1 protein-coding gene and 1 pseudogene are annotated in these 1,189 nt (G+C 46.5%); both read left to right on the forward strand.

The annotated features are described in order from the left end of the window. Positions 1-517 (forward strand): phosphoadenylyl-sulfate reductase (locus tag ACWHAR_RS22285; RefSeq protein ID WP_452087859.1); only part of this gene is annotated, 517 nt, incomplete at its 5' end. An 11-nt stretch (positions 518-528) separates the two neighbouring features. Further along, positions 529-1,189 (forward strand): annotated as a pseudogene (gene cysP / locus ACWHAR_RS22290) (sulfate permease); the annotation flags it as partial.

Below are 1,189 nucleotides of genomic sequence, written 5' to 3' on the forward strand. Positions count from 1 at the left end.
AGAGATTGTGTTTCTTGATACAGGACTTCATTTTAAAGAAACCTATGAAACAATTGAACGAGTGAAAGAGCGTTATCCGGGTCTTAATATCATCCTGAAAAAACCGGATCTCACCCTTGAGGAACAAGCCGAAGAACATGGTGACAAACTGTGGGAAAGAGAGCCGAATCAGTGCTGCTATCTTAGAAAGGTCGTTCCTTTAAGAGAGGCGCTTTCAGGATATCCAGCCTGGCTTTCCGGCCTGCGCCGCGATCAAGGGCCAAGCCGTGCCAATACGAATTTCTTAAACAAAGATGAAAAATTCAAGTCAGTAAAAGTTTGCCCGCTTATCCATTGGACTTGGAAAGACATTTGGAGATACACATCCCGGAATGAACTGGACTACAATCCGCTTCATGACCAAGGCTATCCAAGTATTGGCTGTGCGCCTTGCACTGCTCCCGCTTTTACAGCGGAGGATTTGCGCTCAGGCAGATGGAATGGTATGGCGAAAACAGAATGCGGACTGCATGAATAAGGAGCTGCAAAATGGAATTAGCCGCTATTTTATTTAGCTTGTTTTTCGCGATGAATATTGGTGCAAGCGGCGCTGCAGCTTCGATGGGGGTTGCTTACGGCTCCGGAGCCATCAAAAAGAAAACCTACGCTTTGATCCTATGCGCAGTCGGTGTCTTTACCGGGGCGGTCATTGGCGGAGGCGAGGTTGTAAAAACAATCAGCTCCGGCATTATTCCTGAGCAGACGATTACACTGACGATTGTTTGCATCATTATTGGAGCTGCTGCCCTGTCGCTCTTTACTGCTAACCTGCTCGGTATTCCTTTGTCGACAAGTGAAGTGACAGTCGGCGCGGTTGTCGGCGTGGGAGTGGCTTATAAAGTATTGTTTGTGAACAATCTTCTGATCATTGTGTCATTTTGGGTTTTTGTCCCGCTGTTCGCTTTCGGCTTCACCTATTTCGTATCTAAGCTGTTTCGTTATTTTAAGATTGAAGTAAAATCTTCTAAAAAGCAAAAAATCCTCGGCATTGTTTTGTTAGTTGCCGGATTTTTCGAAGCATTCTCTGCCGGCATGAATAACGTGGCGAATGCTGTTGGCCCGTTAGTAGCTGCCGGTGTGCTTGATGTCGGAAAAGGAACCTTGTATGGAGGAGCTTTTGTTGCTCTTGGCGCACTGTTATTAGGCCGGC

This window comes from Bacillus sp. LR--39, assembly GCF_053613335.1.